At 59.6% G+C, this 17,769-nt stretch carries 18 protein-coding genes; all 18 read left to right on the top strand.

Annotated features, from left to right (window positions below; translation table 11 throughout):
- Positions 1-501 (top strand): CdiA C-terminal domain-containing protein (locus tag HMPREF2847_RS11620; RefSeq protein WP_210401626.1); only part of this gene is annotated, 501 nt, incomplete at its 5' end.
- Positions 494-862, top strand: a complete 369-nt coding sequence (locus tag HMPREF2847_RS11500) for a hypothetical protein (protein ID WP_141739559.1) — start codon at positions 494-496, stop codon at positions 860-862. The genes HMPREF2847_RS11620 and HMPREF2847_RS11500, both read left to right, overlap by 8 nt.
- A gap of 175 nt (positions 863-1,037) precedes the next feature.
- The gene (locus HMPREF2847_RS08775) at positions 1,038-1,550 is read left to right on the top strand and encodes a hypothetical protein (protein WP_070852170.1); all 513 of its coding nucleotides are present in this window, start codon (positions 1,038-1,040) and stop codon (positions 1,548-1,550) included.
- A 43-nt stretch (positions 1,551-1,593) separates the two neighbouring features.
- On the top strand, positions 1,594-1,956 hold the full coding sequence (locus tag HMPREF2847_RS08770) for a DUF2190 family protein (RefSeq protein WP_070852169.1): 363 nt from the start codon (positions 1,594-1,596) through the stop codon (positions 1,954-1,956).
- Positions 1,957-1,968: 12 nt separating this feature from the next.
- The gene (locus HMPREF2847_RS08765) at positions 1,969-2,880 is read left to right on the top strand and encodes a major capsid protein (RefSeq protein ID WP_070437698.1); all 912 of its coding nucleotides are present in this window, start codon (positions 1,969-1,971) and stop codon (positions 2,878-2,880) included.
- A 3-nt stretch (positions 2,881-2,883) separates the two neighbouring features.
- On the top strand, positions 2,884-3,267 hold the full coding sequence (locus HMPREF2847_RS08760) for a Gp19/Gp15/Gp42 family protein (RefSeq protein ID WP_070437695.1): 384 nt from the start codon (positions 2,884-2,886) through the stop codon (positions 3,265-3,267).
- On the top strand, positions 3,261-3,605 hold the full coding sequence (locus tag HMPREF2847_RS08755) for a hypothetical protein (RefSeq protein WP_070437692.1): 345 nt from the start codon (positions 3,261-3,263) through the stop codon (positions 3,603-3,605). Before HMPREF2847_RS08760 ends, HMPREF2847_RS08755 begins: the two co-directional genes overlap by 7 nt.
- Positions 3,606-3,842: a hypothetical protein gene (locus HMPREF2847_RS08750; RefSeq protein ID WP_053412714.1), complete on the top strand. Its 237-nt coding sequence runs from the start codon at positions 3,606-3,608 to the stop codon at positions 3,840-3,842.
- Positions 3,843-3,900: 58 nt separating this feature from the next.
- The gene (locus HMPREF2847_RS08745) at positions 3,901-4,227 is read left to right on the top strand and encodes a tail completion protein gp17 (RefSeq protein ID WP_168168377.1); all 327 of its coding nucleotides are present in this window, start codon (positions 3,901-3,903) and stop codon (positions 4,225-4,227) included.
- A gap of 67 nt (positions 4,228-4,294) precedes the next feature.
- A complete protein-coding gene (locus HMPREF2847_RS08740) occupies positions 4,295-5,125 on the top strand; it encodes an Ig domain-containing protein (RefSeq protein ID WP_070852168.1) in 831 nt (276 codons plus the stop codon).
- A 137-nt stretch (positions 5,126-5,262) separates the two neighbouring features.
- Complete coding sequence (locus HMPREF2847_RS08735; RefSeq protein ID WP_070437689.1) at positions 5,263-5,598, top strand: hypothetical protein; 336 nt, start codon at positions 5,263-5,265, stop codon at positions 5,596-5,598.
- A 98-nt stretch (positions 5,599-5,696) separates the two neighbouring features.
- Positions 5,697-6,017, top strand: coding sequence for a hypothetical protein (locus HMPREF2847_RS08730; protein WP_053412710.1), 321 nt, complete (start codon positions 5,697-5,699; stop codon positions 6,015-6,017).
- Positions 6,018-6,026: 9 nt separating this feature from the next.
- Positions 6,027-12,269, top strand: coding sequence for an aggregation-promoting factor C-terminal-like domain-containing protein (locus HMPREF2847_RS08725; RefSeq protein ID WP_070852167.1), 6,243 nt, complete (start codon positions 6,027-6,029; stop codon positions 12,267-12,269).
- A complete protein-coding gene (locus tag HMPREF2847_RS08720) occupies positions 12,269-13,384 on the top strand; it encodes a phage tail family protein (protein ID WP_070852166.1) in 1,116 nt (371 codons plus the stop codon). The genes HMPREF2847_RS08725 and HMPREF2847_RS08720 overlap by 1 nt, the downstream gene beginning before the upstream one ends.
- Positions 13,375-15,048 (top strand): Gp37-like protein, encoded by a 1,674-nt coding sequence (locus HMPREF2847_RS08715; RefSeq protein WP_070852165.1) that lies wholly within the window; start codon positions 13,375-13,377, stop codon positions 15,046-15,048. The genes HMPREF2847_RS08720 and HMPREF2847_RS08715 overlap by 10 nt, the downstream gene beginning before the upstream one ends.
- Entirely contained in the window at positions 15,049-15,426 is a 378-nt protein-coding gene (locus tag HMPREF2847_RS08710) for a phage gene 29 protein family protein (protein WP_070852164.1), read from the top strand. It begins immediately after the preceding gene.
- A complete protein-coding gene (locus HMPREF2847_RS08705; RefSeq protein WP_070437674.1) occupies positions 15,423-16,262 on the top strand; it encodes a hypothetical protein in 840 nt (279 codons plus the stop codon). The genes HMPREF2847_RS08710 and HMPREF2847_RS08705 overlap by 4 nt, the downstream gene beginning before the upstream one ends.
- Positions 16,259-17,767 carry a hypothetical protein gene (locus HMPREF2847_RS08700; protein ID WP_070852163.1) on the top strand — a complete coding sequence of 503 codons (1,509 nt, stop codon included), beginning with the start codon at positions 16,259-16,261 and terminating at the stop codon, positions 17,765-17,767. The genes HMPREF2847_RS08705 and HMPREF2847_RS08700 overlap by 4 nt, the downstream gene beginning before the upstream one ends.
- The last annotated feature ends 2 nt before the right edge of the window (positions 17,768-17,769 follow it).

Here is a 17,769-nt window from a genome sequence, read left to right as displayed (position 1 = left end):
CGGTTGCAAGCAGCCTGGCGGGAGGCAACATGGGAGGACGGGCGGCCTGTCGATAATCAGTGGAATCGGTGGCAAAAGGCGGTGCACTCAGGGAAAGTCAAGTTGAGGGCAACCAGTGAAACGCAAAGACAGGGAAAGTTAAGTCTTAACGGAGTTAAGCCTGCTGCTCATGAGACGAAAACATACAGTTTTTTGGTATCTCAGGGCCATGTTGTTGAGCTAATTCCGCGAAGTAATACTAGTAAAACTGCAGACTGCATAATCGACGGCATCAAGGTAGAGATAAAAGCTCCACAAGGAAGTGGTAAAGAAACCATCTATCAATTGGTGAGAAACGGCAGTAAACAAAGTGCGACTCTAATTATTGACCTCCATCGGTCTAGCATTCCAGTCGACGAAGCAATTCTCCAGGTAGATAGAGCGATGGCACGGTATACTCGAGTTAAGCAGGTAACTATTATCACTCGTGATCGGAAGGTGGTGAAGAAAACTCGTGGCTGACAGTACTTCTTTTGAATCTGATGCAGGAATTAGAGACGTAATTAATCTCTTCAAGCAAGTCGGAGAGTGCACCGCTCTTTCTGTTGATGAAGATGATGACTTGACATTTCGGTTTGGAACTCCAGGCGGGGCCTACGTCACTGCTTTCTGGGATTTGAAGCCGGATATCGACGAGTATGAAACCGTGGTCGATGTGTATGAGCAGTCAGACAAAGGGGCAGCTTCACGACTTTTTAAATATGTGGCTACAGCTTTTGATGATAAAGCCGTATTACGAGCACCTGATTCGGCAGAAGTTATTGCGAGAGCCAGTGGCGGCCATATCGTATGGGAAAACAATACAAGTAATGGTCTGAATTAAACACTTATGTATTTGAAAATACCGCTAATACGGTGAACTTTAAGTACTGCTAAATAGCCATGGAGTAGCCACATTTGCGGGAGTGCGAGTCCCCGCCATGGCACTACCCCGCACCACAAGAAGTGGTGGCGGGGTTTTCTTATGCCCGAAAACAGATTTACCCAGGAGGTAACTCATGTCGGAGGAAAACACCGCCACCGAAGCCAGCGCCGAGCAGGTGGCGCACACCGGAACCCAGGAGGAACCGGCCAATACTGATGCGCAGCCCGTGCCCGAGCACTTCCGAAAGGAACTCGAGGAAGCACGACGCGAAGCAGCACGCTACCGCACCGAACGCAACGAACTGCGAGCAGACGCGGAGAGCTGGCGCACCCAGCAGGAAGCAGAAAAGACGGAACTGCAAAAGGCCACCGAGCGCCTAGCCAGCCAAGAAGACGCATTCAAGGCCCTGGAGGCCGAAAACACCCGCCTTCGGCTGGCAGCCCGCTACGGCATCGCCGAGGAAAACCACGACCTTCTAGGCTCAGGCAGCCCAGAAGAAATCGAAGACCGCGCCAAGCGGCTCGCAGCGATGCAGAAGGAACAGACCCGACCACCGTCAAACACCCCGGTGGAGCAGCTCGGTGCCGCAGTCCGCTCGGAGCCGGAAACTCCACCAAACGCATTCCCTGCAGGATGGCCAGTCTAAACCCGGCTGGCCATTTTCCATTTCAACCTGATTGGAGGACGCAATGGCTTCCACGCCGATGCATTTCACCCCAGCAACCAACATCACCGGCAAGGCCCAGGGCGACATCGCCCAGGGCACCTTCGTCATCATCGCCGCCGACATGGAAGGGCGTAACCCCGTCGTCAAGGCAGCTACCGCCGACGCAGATGCGTTCGGTGTCGCAGCCCACGACGCCAAGAACGGCGAACACTTCACCATCTACCGCCTCGGTATTTACGAGCTGGTCGCCTCCGGCGCTATCGCCGTAGGAGACAAGATCTCCACCGCTGCCGGTGGCAAGGCGAAGAAGGCAACCGACGGCCCCGTCGCTGGCATCGCTGTAACCAAGGCCGCTAACGGCACCGTAACGGTCGCCCTGAACTAAGGAGGAAACACAATGGCACGTGACCCAATGTTCCCGCTTTCCGGTCCCAACGTTGAAAACGGGGCTATCACCATCGACATGATGCTCAACGAGCCGACCCGCATCGACAACTATGCGGCGCAGCTAGTTGAGCGAGACCTCCTGTCGAAGGTCATCTTCGGCAACGTCACCACCACCGGCGGTGCGCTGCTGTTTGACCAGCTGGTCAAGAACACGCCGACCGCAACGGACAAGCCGGGCATTGTCGCGCCGGGCTCTGAGTTCCCGGTGCTGCACACCCCTGATGGTGAGCCGGTTGTCGCTCGTGTCCAGAAGACCGGTGGCAAGTTCGGTGTCACCGATGAGGCACGTATCCGCAATGATGCGATGCTGCTGCAGCGCAAGATTTCCCAGGTCTCCAACACCATGGTGAAGGATCTGGACGAGCGCGGCATTTCGGCTCTGACAGAGGCAATCGACAAGATTGACGGCACCCTGAGCGTGGCGTCCGGTGGCTGGGATAAGGCCGCCGAGGTCGCAGCAACCGCGAAGACCGCGAAGACCGGCGAGGGCGAAGTCATCAGCAACCTGCTGGACGCGCAGCTTGCTATCGAGCAGACTGACCTTGGCTACAGTGCTGACACTCTGGTGCTCAACCCGGTTGACGCTAAGAACCTGAAGCTGCTTCTCGGTGTCGGCAACTACCAGGAGATGCTGGGCACCTTCGGCCTGACTCTGCACTCCACCAACGCCATGAAGAAGGGCGAGGGTCTGGTGCTGCAGGCTGGCATGGTCGGCGTCATGGGTGTCGAGTCCCCGATCTCGACCGAGACGTGGCGTGACGCCTCGACTCAGACGACCTGGTCCCAGACCTGGGCGACCGTCGCGTTCGGCGTCACCGACCCGCTGGCCATGGTGAAGCTCAACGGCCTGTCTGCGGGGTAGCGTATGTTTGCCACCTCTAGGGACGTTCGCCTGCGGTGGCAGACCGCCCCCGCCACGGTCACAGATGACGCCATCGAGGCTGTTCTAGACGACGCGGACGCATGGCTGCGGGCAAGCTACCCGCAAATCCCGGCTACCCCGGACGAGAATCTTCGGAAGGTTCTCGCGCTGGTGTCGGTGTCTATGGCGAAGCGAGCGCTGGCCGCAACTGACCGGGGCGGTATCACACAGCAGCAAGCCACTGCGGGGTCATTCTCGCAGTCCACGTCGTGGCGAAATCCGGACGGAGACTTGTTCCTTTCCGGCCAGGAACGGCAGATGCTGGAATCCGCGTTGCAGGATTTCAGCGCTGACCGGGCAGTGAGTATGGAGGCAACCGGATGGTAGCGGACGTATTTCCCTGCACGATTCCTGTGACGGTGCACCGCCACGAAGACGGGGCAACAGACCCGTATGGCAACCCTCTTCATCGCTACACCAAGGACAAGGTCATGGTGTTTGCGGTGCAAAAAGGCGGCACACCGGCAGTCACCGCGTCGCACCCTGAGGCCGCGGAGTTTGATGCGGTGGTCTACGCCCCCGTGGAAGCTGGCATCACCGACCGTGACCGCATCGAGGTCGATGGAATGGTCTACGAGCTGGCCGCCCCGCCGGGGAACTGGGAATCCAACCCGTGGTTTTCGCCGGGCCTGGTCGAGTGCCGCTGTAAGCGAATGGAGGGCTAGATGAAAATCAAGTACAACATCAAGGCATTTGAGGAGATTCGTCGCCTGCCCGCAGTGGCGGCAGAGGTTGACTCACGTGCCGCGCGTATCGCTGACGCCTGCGGCGACGGGTACGAATCCAGCCCCTATGAGGGCAAGTCTCGTCACCGCGCATCGGTCATCACGACTAACTACAAGGCTGCTCGCGATAACGCGAAGAACAACACGCTATTGAGGAACATCAATGCGGGAAGCTGACCCACAAGCCCAAAAAGCGTTTATCGACCTGCTGCACAGAATCTGCGGCGGTATTCGAGTGAGCACTCGGTACCCGCGGCAGCCGAAGTTCCCGCATGTCGTGGTCACGCGGGTTGGAGGGGCGACGCCGAACCGTATCACCGATGCGGCAACGATGTCGGTCCAGGTCTATGCAGAAACGGAATACGAAGCCGAGCAGGTCGCCGGGCTGATTCGCCAGGCGCTCCGCGATGAGTCATGGAAGGGCATGCGCCTTTCCGGCCACAGGTTGCGCGGGTGGCGGGAATACGCTGCGCCACAGCGGTTCCTCGACCCTGATCGGGAAAACCTGGTGCGGTTTCAGTATTCCGGCCAGCTCCTCATATCGCTGCTGACTAACCAGTAACCAACGATTCGTTTACTTAAGCCCTGCGCGTCGCGTGGGGCTTTTCTCATGCCCCAAGGAGGCAAAAATGGCAAACGTCAACAACATCACGTCAACCAACCCCGGCAAGAACGGTGTGCTGTTCCGCGCACCGCTGAACACCGCCCTGCCGGAAGACACCATGTCCGAGCTTGACCCGGCATTCGCTGATCTCGGCATCGTCGGCGAGGACGGCCTGACCCAGGCCATCACCCGTGATACCGAGGACAAGAAGTCCTACGGCGGCGACATCGCCTACACCCTGCAGACCGACTACGGCCAGGAGCTCACCGCCACGCTCTACGAGTCCGCCAACATCGACGTACTCAAGACCGTCTTCGGCGATGACAACGTCCAGGAGACGAGCGAGGGCTTCAAGGTTCTGCACAACAAGAAGAAGCTGCCGCGCTCCGTCTTTGTTGCTGAGCACCTGACCGACCAGGGCACCAAGCGCCAGGTCATCCCGATTGGCCAGGTCGTCAACCTAGGCGATATTCAGAACACTCACCAGGACATCGTGATGTACGAGGTCACCACCAAGTGCTTCCCAGATGCCGCCGGCAACGTGATGTACGAGTACTACTCGATCAGCACCGCCGACGGTGAGGTAGCACAGTTCGGTATCACCACCGCTGTGATTTCCCCGGCAACCCAGGGCAAGTCGTACACCGCCACCCTGCAGGCATCCGGCGGTGACGGTAACTACAAGTTCACCGCAGTCGGCTCCCTGCCGGCAGGCCTGACTCTCGCTGAGAACGGCAAGCTCTCGGGAACCCCGACCGGCTCCGGTGAGGAGTCCTTCACCGTCCGTGTCTCCGACGGTGCTGGCGCCACCGCGCAGCGCACCCTCACCCTCAAGATCAACCCGACGGAGTCCTAACCGTCGCTCTCACCCCAGGCCACTGTGTGTCGTCAGCTTTTCATGAGGGGTTCAGCTGACGACGGCCTGGGGTGACCCCACCAACCCCTCATGTAACCCCTCCAAATTTTTCCTAACTCTTATTAAGGAGACCCCTCATGGCTTTCGAATTCGTACCAGCATGGGACGCCCGTACTCAGTTCACGTGTGAAATCCCGACCAAGGACGGCAAGTCGAAGACGTTCTCTGTGCCGCGCATGGAGTTCATCGACGATGAGACCTACGCGACGTTCGCTAAGTGGTTTAAGGACAACCCGGACGACAAGCTCCTGGAAGACGGCCGCCGACCAGTCAGCGAAGCGTTCGACTTCTTCATCACCGAGCTGGGTATCGACGACGCCAAGTGGTTCGTTGACAACCTAGTTTTCGGTGAAAAGGTCCAGCTGTGGAATGAGTGGAATCGACTCACTGATGTCCCGCTGGGGGAATCCTAGTCCTGGCCGGGCTTCTACACCGACCAGGGTTTAAAACCGCGCTGACGTACGACCTCATTGAGAAAGGGCGCTCTATTCACCAGCTCGGAAGCCCAGCATTGTCGTGGGCTGAGCTGAAAGCGTTTCTCGCATGGGCGCCGGAAGGCAGCGCGGTAAGGCGTCTTGATGACCCGCTAGCGGAGTACAAGGCGCCGAAAAACCAGCTGTTGATGAACACCATCGACACGCTGGCATGGGCGAACTGGCAACGAGCGCGTAGGAAGACCGCGCCGAAGCCACGCCCAGTTATCGACCAGCTGAAAGAAGCTGTCGAGCGGCAACGACGCGCCAGGAATGGCCCGAAGAATGCTGCCGAACTGCAAAATACCCGCGCCGAACTCGCACGCCGGAGGAAACTCCAGCGGCAAAACAAGCCCTAGGAGGACGCCATGGCCGTCGAAATCGCAGCTGCCTATATCTCCATCATCCCGGAGACCAGCAAAATCGCCCCGGGTATCAACAAGGCGATGGGTGGGGCAGAAAAGTCCGCGTCGAAGTCGGGCGAATCGATGGGCCAGAAGCTGTCCTCCGGCATGGGCAGTGCCCTGAAGAAATCCGCTGTCGGTGTCGGTGTGGCAGCCGGTGCGGCGCTTGGCGCCGGGCTTACCAAGGGCGTTGGCCGGTTGAACGGTATCGAGCAGGCGGAAGCCAAGCTCCGCGGCCTCGGCCATTCTGCGTCGTCTGTGGGGTCCATCATGGACAACGCGCTGGCGTCGGTGAAGGGCACCAGCTTTGGGCTTGAAGAAGCCGCCACCGCTGCCGCAGGCGCTGTCGCAGCCGGTATTAAACCTGGCCAGGAACTCGAGCGCACCCTGAAGATCGTTGGCGACACCGCCACCATCGCCGGTGCGTCGATGGGTGAGATGGGCCAGATTTTCAACTCCGTCGCAGCCCGCGGCAAACTGCAGGGCGACGACATGATGCAGCTGCTTTCCCGCGGCGTTCCTGTCCTGCAACTCCTCGGGGAAGAACTTGGTAAGACCTCTGCAGAGATCAGCGACATGGTCACTAAGGGGCAGATTGATTTCGCGACGTTCCAGAACGCTATGGAACGTGGCATGGGCGGCGCTGCGCTTGAAGCGGGTAATACCGTCGAGGGCGCGTTCCGCAACATGGGCGCTGCGGCCGGCAGGCTCGGCGCCACTATCGCAGGACCATTTTTCAACCAGGCCGCCGGCGGTTTCAAGGGTGTCACCGACGCGCTTGATGCGATGAACGCGCGCGCTAAGCCGGTCATGGAAACGTTCGATGCCTATCTGACGTCGACAGTGGTGCCCGGGCTACAGAATCTCGCCAGTTCGGCGGTGGATGCGTTTCAAGCATTCATGCATTCTGCGACTGTTGCCCGCACGACTGAGGTGTTCCGTCAGTTGTGGGAGGCCGGTAAGGGGCTTGCTCCGTCGTTGGTGAGCATTGGTGCGTCTGCGGCACAAGCTGCCGGTGCGCTCGGCGTGGGTACCTGGAACCTGTTCTTGACTGCACTGCAGACCACTGCCGTCGCGGCAAAGGCGTTGACCCCGCCGCTAGAGGCGATTTCGTCGTTCATGGAGTCGCACCCAGCGGCCGTGACTGCAGCCGTGGCAGCCTGGGCAGGCTTTAAGACGTTGCCGGGTGTGGTCGGCAAGGTCACCGATGCGGTGACGAAGCAGAAGACCGCTATGGCTGAGTCCCGCTCGTCGATGCAGCAAGGCGTTAAGGATATCCAGGCCTACTACCGTGCTAGTGGGCAGGAAATCACCAAGTTTGAGGCGCAGCTGCAGTACCTGGGCACATCCTCGAATCAGGCTATCCAGAACATGGCACGCGGCTATGAGCGTGGCTCGGTGTCGCTGCTGAAGATGGCCAAGGCGCATAAGACCGCCGCTGTTGAAGCGCGCATCAACGCCATGTGGTCTAAGGACGCTTTCACCACTATCGACTACATGGCGCAATCCGTCGGCCATAAGGCCGCGGCTAGCCTGCAGCGGTTCGGATCTGTAGCCGGTGGCATCGCTGGCGCTGGCCTGCAGACCATGAAGGCCGGAGCCAAGGGCATCATCAACCTGTTTGGCGGACCATGGGGAGCAGCGTTGGCTGCCGGCACTGCAGTCGTAACGACGCTTATCGCAGAGACCCAGAAGTACAACCGCTTCCAAGACGAGGCTGCCCGCTCCGCCACGCTTGCATCCAGTGCGTTCCGCGATATGTTCAGCGCCATGGCTTCCGGCGGCGACGTTGTCGCTGCAATGGGCAGCAGCGTTCAGGATGTGCAGTCGCATCTGGAGCAGCTGGCCAGCAACGGCCCGGGCTGGATGTCCCGCGTCGGCATTGCCGTCAACGAGGCGGGGCACAACATCGGTAAGGCCATGGGAACTATTTCCCAGGAGACAAAGTTCGCTGATGAGCAGTGGCGTGATTCTTCGGATTCGGCTGGCCGCGCTGCGGAAGCTATTAAGCGGCTTGGCCTGTCTAATGAGGAGCTTGCCCAGCAGCTGACGGGTTCGTCTGCCCAGTTTGAGGCTTTCAAACGGAAGCTGATTGAGTCTGGTGAGGGTGGCGCTGAAGCTGCCGCGCAGATGCAGAAACTGCGTGATGAGTACAACCGCGCGCAGGGTTCACTCGATCGTGTGGGGCCGGCTGCTGCGAATGCTGCTGCGACGATTGAGGAACTTGCCGGTAAGACCGGTGACGCGGGCGAGCGGGCTAACAAGCTGCGTCGTGCGTTCATGGAACTTGCTGGCGTGGAACTGTCGGCCGCTGACGCATCGGCGGAACTGACGAAGGTCGTGGACCAGGTGTCCGGCAAGATGGAAACGTTTGCTGGCGCCACCATGAAGGCCAATGGCCTGCTGGACACGACGACAACAGCGGGCGCTGCAGCCCACAATGAGCTGCAAACTCTTGGTGACACCATGGCCGACAGCGTCGCGGCTGGCAATGACATCAAGGATGTGTGGGCGCAGTCCTCCGGTGTGCTGGATAGCCTGCAGCAATCGCTGGGCATGACTGACGCCGAATTCCAGAAGCTGCTCAAGGCCTACCAGATGACGCCGGAGCAGATTCAAACGATTGTGGATCTCAAGGCCGACCGGGCGAATATGGAGCTCGCGACGGTAGCTGCGAAGTTCAAGGAGCTGGACGGTAAGTCTCTCGAAACAAGATTGATTGTTAGTGACGAGGGTGCTCGCAAGAAGCTCGAAGACTTTGGCATGAAGGTCAAGGTCGTCGACGAGCAGACCGGCGAGGTCACCATCACCGCCAAAGATGAGCAGGCAGTTGCCCGCTACGACTGGTGGGTCAACCACGGAATGCCGGACATGGACGGTAAAACCGCCCAGATGGACGCATTTCTCAACACCGACCAGGTCAAGGTGTCCTCGGAAGAGGCACGGTCGATTCTCGACCAGCTGGACGTGTCGACCACGAACCCGACGGCGCACCTCATCATGGATGAGTTCCGCCGCGACGGTGAAATCGCCCGTGGCGACCTTGAGTGGCTGTCGACCATGTCAGCTAACCCCAAGGTTGACCTCGACACGATTCTGCTGGATGCCAAGACCGGCACGGTCAATACGACCATTGACAACCTGAATGGTAAGACTGCTCGGCCGAAGGCAGACCTCGACGCCAGTGCGCTGTTTGCAACCGATGATTTCGCTAAGGCGCAGCTTTACACGCTGGATTTGAAGCGTCCGATGCCGTGGGCCAGCATGAACATCGACGGCCTGAATGCGCAGCACATTGATGCGTTGAACAAGGTTGGCCTGCTCGATGGTCAGCGCCCGACTCCGGCAGCAAACCTCAACATTGCGGATTTGACTGCGGAGCAGCAGATCGCAATCGCCCAGATTTTCGACCTGGACTCGCAACGCCCCACGCCGCTGGCTGACCTGACTAAGGACCAGCTGGACGTGAAGGTTGAGGATGCGAAGCGCAGGCTGCAGGAAGTTCACGACAAGAAAACCGAGCCGAAGGTCAGCGCAGAGACGCGCGCGGCAATCGAGAAACTTGGTGGTGTCAAGGACCTCCTTGGGAAGCTGGTCAGCAAGACCATCTTCATTGACGTGTTCCGCCGTGACCACAAGTCCGGTAACAGTCATGGTGGGCGTTTCGCTCGAGGTGGGCGCTACCCACGCTTCGCGCACGGTGGCACCTACCGCGATGCACTGTCCACCAAGGACCGGCCACATGACGGTTACCGACTACCCACCGCCGGACCGGGCACCAACGAAGTCGACGGGTTCCTGGCCTACGACTCGTATGGCATGCCAGCGGCACGTCTTGACGCCGGTGAGTGGATCATCAATCGCCGCAGTTCCGCGAAATACGACAAGGAACTGCAGCAAATCAACAACGGGACGTTCCCGAAGTTGCCTGGCTACGCCGACGGCGGTGTTTTCGACGACATCGTCAACGCCGAAACACCACCAACCGCGCAAGAGTATCGTGCGTTGGTTGACGGCAAGATGGTTCGTGGCGTGCAGGCGGAGCGGCCACTCGACGGCGCGCCGTACGAGAATTTCCCGAATCGTCGTGGCGCGTGGGGTGACTGCTCCTACACGCAGGGAATTCTGGCAGCATTTGGCCTTGGCATGGACCCGTGGCCGCGTAAGTTCTCCACCAGTACGCAGCTGGCGTGGCTGCAGCAGCACGGTGCGAATATTGGTATTGGGCCTGCGGGTAGTTTCCGTATGGGCTGGTACGACAATGGTGGCGGCCAGTTTGGCCATACCAGTGGCACCCTGCCGGATGGAACCAATGTTGAGATGGGCGGTGGCCCGGGTGGCGGCAAGGTTGGCCCCGCAGCAGCAGGGTTCAATCATCCGCAGTACACGCACCACGCGTGGATTCCAGCTGGAAGCGGCACAACAGCTGCATCCACGTCACCGGATTCACCAGTCGAAACCGACGCTGCCAGCGACACTGCCCCAGGTGCCGACGGTAGCGATGAACTGGCACCATCAGCTACAGCGTCATCGTTTGAGTCCGACCCTGACGTCGCGCCACTGTCTCCTGCAGCGTCTGCGTCTGCAGATTCGCTGCAGGCCACTCCGCCCGGTGGTGACTCACTGTCCGGCTACGCGGGCAGTGTCGTGGCGGCATTCGTTTCCGGCCATATCGGTGATGCCTTGCAGATTGCTGGGTTCCCTGACCAGATACCGCCGATTTTCAAGCTCGGCAGTGTCTGGTTCCAGGCAGTCAATGGTGGGGCTGAAAAGCTCCTCAACTACCGGAAAAACGACGACGCCGTTGTCGAAGCCGGGAAAACAGCCGAAGCATTGCCGGAGGGCAAGCAGGCCGCGCCGGGCACTGACGGTTCGGTGGTCGATGAGGGCAGCCTGGAAGAGGCGGTCGATTCTGCGGTCGAATCTCCGGATGTGCAAGGGGAGGAGGCAGAACAGCCCGAAGAGAAACTTTCGGGTGTGGATGCGATTAAGGCCGCCGTTAAGAAGTCCCTGAAGGCGTTTGGTTGGGATTCCGGTGAGCAGTTCGACTCGATTGATTTCATTGTCGAGCATGAGTCGAATTGGGATCCGAATGCGGTGAACCCGTCATCGGGTGCGTTTGGTCTTTTCCAGCTGAACCCAGCCTCGGGCACGCTGCAGCAGTATCTGCCGGATAGGTCACCTGACCCGGAGAAGCAGGGTGAGGCGGGTGCTCGGTATATCCAGGACCGGTACGGCACTCCGGTGGCTGCGGCTGAGTTTTGGCGCGCGAATAATTGGTATGACTCTGGTGGCCGCGCCTCCGGTGTTGGTCACATGTTGAAGAACACCATCAAGCCCGAGCGTGTGCTTTCGCCGGAGCAGACGAAGGCGTTTGAGGACCTGGTGTACAACCAGATTCCTGCGATGCAGGACACCCAGCCGCAGGGTGAGCAACCGCAGCCAGCGGAGCAGCCCCAGGACGCGGCGACGGTGACTGGCCAGGAGCCTGCGAAGGCGCAACCTGAGCAGGCGGCTGGCTCGTTAGAGAACGTGGTCAACGAGGCGTTGCCGATGTTGATGGCGCAGAACTCGTGGGCTGACGCTGCGAAGTTGGTGACATCCTCGGCGGTTAGTTTCGCCGGGAACATGGCGACGTCTGCGGCCTCGGGGCTGACAGACTCCGCGTTTTCCGCGGGCATGTCAGCGCTGGGTATGGCTGGCACGCCGACCATCGGCGCGATGGTGGGTTCTGCTACCGCACCGGTAACCGGCGCTCTTGGCCCAGCAGGTGGCGCGGCAGCTGGCATGGCCGCAGCTCCGCTGGGCGCAATGCTGGGGCAAGTCATGCCTATGACCCCCGGTGATGTCGTCGGAGCAGCTGGCGGGGCAATGACTGACCTGGCCGCGTGGTACTCAGGCGAAGTCGCCTGGGGCGTGACTAATGCTTTCGAAGAGTACTCGAAGGACATTTTCGGGAGCGTGCTTCTGCCGTTTCAGGACATGAAGCAGATCGTGGAAAACCCGGTCGGGTACATGGCGCAGCAAACTGGCCTGGATGTGCCATTGGCTATCGCCCAGGAGCATCTGGGGCCAGTGATGTCTGCAGTCAGTCCTGATGGTGCCGCCGTGGTCAACAATTTCATTGCCAATGACACCGACGGCATTTTTGCGAAGTATCGCGTGGAGCAGGCCAAAGCATCGGCCGGAAAGATTGGAGTGCATTAATGGATGACATTCAGGAATTCGGCCTGACCGTTATGGGCTGTGACGGCAGTATGTGGCCTATCCATGGCCCTGAGTCATGGGGCAGGAGTGTCCGCCTGATGGAGGGCGACATGGGCGAGTTTTACGAGCCGCCAATCAAGACGGTTCATAAAGCCAGGGTTGGGCAGCCAGGCAGCAGCTATGTGGGCTCGAAAACCATGGAGCGCCATGTGGTGCTGAATGTGGACTTTTTCGGCGAGGATTGGGCGCATGACAAGTCACGGTTCATGCGCGCTTTCGCCCCGGATAAGGACACGAAGCTGGCTGTCACAACCCCCATGTCCGGCAAGCGGCTCCTGACAGTCCGCCTGGAAGAGGGCCCGAAGTATTTGGATAATCGTGACCCTTTTTCGCTGGCGGCTGCGTCGTACCAACTGGTCGTCATCGCCCATGACCCGTTTTGGTACGAGCCGGTGCCGTTTCGGCAGAAGTTCGTATTCAACGGCTCGAACTGGGCGGGCGACGGCATCACCGTCAACAATCATGGCGACGTCGAGTCGTGGCCGCAGTGGGTGCTGACCTCCCCGGCGAAGTTTGGACTTCCAGACCAGCCTATCGGTGAGGATTTCGACACTGACCGCATGATTTTCATGCCCTTCCAGCCGGCCGGCCGCACCATGCTGGTTGACACTAACCCAGGTGCGGAGATGGTTGTGGCCAACGACAACACCCAGGCGTGGGCTGATTTGAACGGCCAGTTCTTCAAGTACCCAATCCCGCCAGGAACCCCGGACACCAGACTGCCGGTGTATGTTGACCCGTTCCCGCTGCTCGATATTCCGCTGCCGTACCAGTGGCGCATGTGGATTGCCCAAAAGCTCCGCGAGCTAGTGAAGGCAATCGGTCTGGATAAATTCTTGGCAATCACTCCGGAGGAAATCGGGAAGAAGATTTCCGAATGGATGAAGGGAACCATCCCTGACTGGGTGCCGATTCTTTCTGACGATCTCATTGCAGATTTCACCGGCGACATGATTGCCTACGGGATCCGCCAAACGTACGGTTCCTTCGCCAACATCGCCGGTGCGACTGCGGAAATCAGAATCCCAAGGAGGTGGCAATCCCCATGGCTGTGACCGTGCAAGGCGCATCGGATGAGCAACTCGACGATATTTACGAGCAGGCTATCGCCGCGCGGGAAGAACGGCGTCGCCGCCGTGACGAGCCGCCGCTTATCCGGATTTGGGAAAACAAAACGGTCGGCATGGTGCTTCGCGGTGTGGTGGCCGCCGAGTACGCGGGCTTTTTCGAGATCGAGGTGAATGAGACCGCCCCGGCGCAGCTCGTTCTGCCTTTTGACCATCATCTGGCGAAGTTCTGCTGGGAGCGGCGCAAACGTGAAAAACAGAACGTGGTTTTGACCATTGACGCCGCGGGGGAGCGGTGGGGTGGGTTGATGAGTAACTGCACCCTCACGCAGGACGAGGATCTAGCCCGCACGGTCACCGTCGACTTTGTCCACGATTATGAGATGTTTAAGCACTTTCCGTGCTGGGCGAATCCGCTTTCCCCACCAGCGTTGCAGATTCCTAATGCGTGGTCGCTTTTTGCAAACGCAATCTGGGGGCTAAAGGTTACGCTTTTCGCCAATCTTCTTCGGCTCAACGGGTCGCTCTGGCAGCTTCCGGATGACCCTCTCGACCCGGAGTCCTGGCTGGCGACGCTGGACTACAAGCGCTGGCAGATGGTGGTCAAGCCCTCGCTGCTCACCACGGACACTAGTCCGCTGCGGTACATCCACTCGGAGTTCGAGAATTTTCACGATGTCGCTAAACCAATCCTGGAAGATTGCGGGCTGATGGTGACGTGTCGCCGTTGGCTTATCGGTGACCCTCAGCCGTGGCCGGGCGCTGGGTTGAAACGTAACGGCCAGATCGTCGTTGACGTCGTGGATAAATCAGGTTGGTACGGGCAGACCTCCACTTTCGGCAAGATTGGTTCCGGTCTTGTCCGCACTGGTCTGGAAATCGCCGATAACCTCGTCGACGAAACCCGCATTATCTTGGATAAGCCACGCCGAGCACCGCAATATAGCGTCTCCGGGTTCCTGGGCGTCGCCCCTGAGCAACCCTGGGTTGTCTACCGCACTAACGGCAAGGCCAGCACGGTCAACAGCGTGTCCGCCAGCTACAAGCCTGCTTCCGTTGCGCAGGTCACGGTCGGCGGTAAATCTGCCCCGGGGGTCAATGAGCTCATTAGTGCGAACATCAAGCTGATTTTCAACATCATGGGCTCGTTCATTCTCCAGCCAGCGCTCGGTTCCGTTGTTGAATCAATCATCCGCCCGTGGTTTGAAGACCGGCTCTTGGCGTGGATGAGTATCAAATCTCCGCTCCGCTCGAAGAAGCTCGGTTGGGCGCACTTTCCAGAAAACGTCGTCCATCACTCCGGGCAGGCCTACACGTTGTCGGCGCTGTTGGCGATGAGGAAAGAGTTCCGCGACACCAACGAACAGTGGGCTTTCGAGGTCAACATCGGCGACGGTGCGCCATATCTCATCGGCGCGCCGGGCTTTGGTCATTGGACGATTGGTGACCGTATTGGCTGTGAGGAGCCGGGAGCAGATGACGGGTACGTGCAGGTGCTGCAGTGCCGCAAGCTTCGTCTTGAGTGGGATGCGGATACTCCGAAGGAGTGGACGGCAACGTTGGGTGTTCCACCGTTGCGTGACCCGGTCGAGTGGGCGGTTGACCAAATTAATACTGTGACGTCGAGTTTTAAGAAACATGGGTGGTTGTAAATGAGTTTGCCAACGCTGGAAACAACTTATGACGCGGATGACCCGACACGGTTCATGCTGTGGGCGTGGGTGAAGCTCACTACCGGTAAGGGGGATTTTGGGCTTCCGGAGGAAACGGCCGCGGAGTTGTCGCAGATTTTTTGGCGCCGCGGGTTTCGCCATCATCCGGAGCTGCAGATGGAGTTTTATAAGCCTCCGTTTGATGGGGCTGGTTGGTGGCAGGGCCAGGCCGGTTTGTGGTTGCCGGCTGATGAGCCTGGCGTGCCACCGGAGGACGTGGTGTCGAAGTCGGCGGGTGACATCGACGTGATTATGGCGGCGTTGACACCCGAGCAGAAAACAGCGCTCCGCAAGAAACTGCATGAGGAGGGACAATGACGACGCCAGAACCGAAAGACTATGGAGTCCCAGCCGGCGCTATGCGCCCCGGTGACCTGGGGAAGCTGCAGAACATCAATGGCGACTCCATCAATTGGGGGCAGCTGACTGGTATCACTGCAGCGGCAGAGGAAGCCCGCAATGGGTTTCTGCAGGGGTTGCGATCTATGGTGATGAAACCTTTGCTTGATATTTTCAGCGGTAAGAAGCCACAAGGGTGGGAGGATGTCTCGGCTGCTTTCCAGGATGGGCAGTTGAAGCTGACAAGTCGGGTAGACCTGCTCGATGGATTGCGTGGATATTGCTCTGCGTATCAGTCGCTCAATATTACGTCTCGGGGGTCGAGTGGTAGTGAGCGAGTGCGGCGCCTGCCGTTTGATAAGCAGATTGGTCCGCATAAGGGGGCTCATATTGACCGCGTTCGGCAGGGAATTGTGTTGGATGAGCCAGGTGCATGGCTGGTGTTTGTTCAGGCTAAGTGTGACCAGACTGGTTGGCTTCCGGGTCCTGGTGAAACGGACGGTTCTTCTGTCACGCTGCGTGTTTACGCGCCGGATGGGCGGGAGTTTTCGAAGCACACCACTGCTTCTGTTTCAGGAAAGTTTGAAGACTCGCTGGTCATTATTCGGACGGTTGTGGTTCCTGAGCCGGGTTATTGGATTGATGTGAGGTGTTGGTCTTCTCGTTGGCGTTGGTGGCTCGGTGGTACGGAGTTTTCGGCGTTGACGGTTGTAAAGCAGGATTCGCGTCTGGATAACTCTGGTGAAGTGACTGTTCCGAATGAGGATGCGGTGATTCCTGAACCTACTAATCCGGATATGGAGGTATCCCCATGACGATCTTGATCGGAGACATTAAGGATGTTGGTTTGAAGCCGACGGATGGCACTATCACGGTTTTCTCGACCGTGACGCGGCGTGCGACTGGCACGTCGGGGATTGTGACCAGGGAGCGGCGGGATTACCCGCTGGTGGCTGGCCGGTTTAGGACGGGTGAGCTTGACCCGGGCAGGACAACTGTTGAGCTTGTGGCGCCGGGTGTTTTTGAGCCGTGGACGTTTGACCTGCCGGAGTCGGGCACTGTGTCGCTGGCGGACATGATTGAGAACTCGGAGGAGTATCAGCCGTCGAATGCGGTGGTGAATGCTGCGAAGGCTGCGGCTGCTCAGGCGGAGTTGTCTGCTCAGCGTGCGTCGGGGTTTGAGTCTGGTGCTGAGCGCGCTAGGGATGAGGCTGTGCAGGCGCAAGCGTCGGTGCAGCGCGTTGTGGATGGTTCTCTGGCGCTGGTGCGCGGCGAGTTCACGGACTTGACGGAGCGGGCGGAGTCGGCGGCTGTGCGTGCCGAGCAGGCGCGTGACACTGCTGCATCTTCGGCTGAGGGTGCTGCTGGTTCTGCCACCTCCGCGAAGGAGGACGCTAACCGGGCGGAAGCTGCTGCTGGTAAGGCCGCGACTACCGCTGCTGACCAGGCTCGCGCGGAGCTTGCGGGGTTTGCTCAGGCTGCGGCCCTGTCGGAGCAGAATGCTGCGGGGTCGGCGTCTGCTGCGCAGGGGTTCGCGGAGCGTGCTGGTGTGTCTCAGTCTGCGGTGGCTACGGTTGCTGGCCGTGTTGAGGCTGATCGTGTGCGTGCGGAGTCGGCGGCGCAGGCGGCGGGGTCGGCTCGTGATGCTGCTGCTGGTTCGGCGGAGTCGGCGCGGAATGCGGCGGACGCTGCTGGTGGTGCGCGTCTTGGGGCTGAGGAAGCTAGGGACGCGGCGTTGCAGGCTGCGGAGTCGGCGCAGGTCGGCGCGCCGGAGGACGGCTGGCCGCGTGAAGCACTGTCGCAGCCGGTGCGGGAGTCGTTGACGCGGGCTGATAACGCGCTCACGACGGTTCCGCGCGCTACTTCGCAGGTTGCGGGTGGCGTGCAGCTTGCCGGTGACCTGTCGGGTACGTGGGACGCACCGACGGTGCCGGGGTTGGCTGACAAGCTGGACAAACAGCCGGTATCGGAGTCTGTGACCGCTGGTTCTCTGGTGCAGCGCACGGAGGGCGGGCAGGTGAAGACGGCGACTCCACAGGCTGACGATGACGCGACCACGAAGGCGTATGTGGACGGGATTCTCCCGAAATATGAGTTTGACTACAATCCGACTCCGTTGACGATGGCGTTGCGTACTGGAACGGGCACGATGCGTGTTGGTGATGCGGTGGGGCCGAAGGACGCGGTGACGAAGGCGCAGTTGGATGCGCTTGCGGCGCGTGTGGCGGCGTTGGAGTCCACAGCGGTCACATCCACTACCTACCGCACTATCGCCCGTGGTACTGGTTCGCGTTCGGACACTATCTACATCCAGGAGTAGCC

It is taken from the genome of Corynebacterium sp. HMSC074C03, assembly GCF_001838285.1.
Lineage (GTDB): Bacteria > Actinomycetota > Actinomycetes > Mycobacteriales > Mycobacteriaceae > Corynebacterium > Corynebacterium amycolatum.
Note: the sequence above shows the minus strand (reverse complement) of the source record. Positions and strands in the feature narration are given on the sequence as shown.